The organism is Novipirellula rosea (genome assembly GCF_039541335.1).
Lineage (GTDB): Bacteria > Planctomycetota > Planctomycetia > Pirellulales > Pirellulaceae > Novipirellula > Novipirellula rosea.
In genome coordinates this window covers 1-1,196 of record NZ_BAABGA010000123.1, presented here as the reverse complement: position 1 = coordinate 1,196, position 1,196 = coordinate 1, and the positions used below count along the sequence as shown (strand labels likewise).

The 1,196-nt window shown below is 49.7% G+C and carries 1 rRNA gene; it reads right to left on the bottom strand.

Annotation, left to right across the window (positions count from 1 at the left end):
* Positions 1-1,122, bottom strand: a 23S ribosomal RNA gene (locus ABD971_RS35900); the annotation flags it as partial.
* Positions 1,123-1,196: the final 74 nt, after the last annotated feature.

Sequence of the window (1,196 nt, the reverse complement as noted above, 5' to 3'; positions counted from 1 at the left end):
GGTAAGCTGTTACGCACTTTTTAAATGGTGGCTGCTTCTAAGCCAACATCCCAGCTGTCACAGCATTTCAACTTCCTTAGTGACTAAGTAAAACTTCGGGACCTTAGCAGGCGATCTGGGTTGTTTCCCTCTCGACCCTGGAGCTTATCCCCCAGGGACTGACTGCCGAGATAGTCTTTGCGGTATTCGGAGTTTGGTTCGGTGAGGTACCCCGGGAAGGGCCCCCATCCGATTCAGTATCTCTACCCCCGCAAAGTAGTTGCCTCGACGCTATCCCTCAAGATATTTCGGAGAGAACGAGCTATCTCCTGGTTTGATTACACTTTCAGTCCTCCCCACAAGTCATCCCCTCAGTTTTCAACCTAAGTGGGTTCGGTCCTCCACGCAGTTTAACCCGCGCTTCAACCTGCTCATGGGTAGATCACACAGGTTTCGCGTCTGCAGCATACGACACATTTCGCCCTATTCAGACTCGGTTTCCCTTGGGCTTCGTCCCGGAAGGACTTAACCAAGCCGTATACCACAACTCGCCGGATCATTATGCAAAAGGCACGCCGTCACACATTAAAATAGTGCTCCGACCGCTTGTAGGCACATGGTTTCAGGTTCACATTCCTCCCCTAGCAGGGGTTCTTCTCACCTTTCACTCACGCTACTGGTACGCTATCGGTCGTTAGAGAGTATTTAGCCTTACGGGATGGTCCCCGTGGATTCAGTCCAGGTTTCACGTGACTGGACCTACTCAGGTGCTTCTATGGTGCATGTTTATTTTCGTGTACGGGGCTGTCACCCTCTATGGCGATCCTTCCCAGAATCTTCCACTAACAACACACAATCCAATATTGAAGTCCTACAACCCCGCGAAGGAAACCTTCACGGTTTGGGCTATACCGATTTCGCTCGCCGCTACTGACGGTATCGATTTTTCTTTCTCTTCCTCTGGTTACTTAGATGTTTCAGTTCACCAGGTTGTAACTAGCCTGCCTATGAATTCAGCAGGTAGCAATCAGGCACCCCGGGATCATTGCTTGTTTGTCAGCTCCCCCAGGAATTTCGCAGACTTCCACGCCCTTCATTCTTCTAACGCCAAGACATCCCCCATGTGCCCTTAATAGATTGGCCATCGAAATCCCGAACTCAAAAGTGTTTAACCACAATTGAACGCGAAATATCGTTGGTTTCTATGATTAACGATA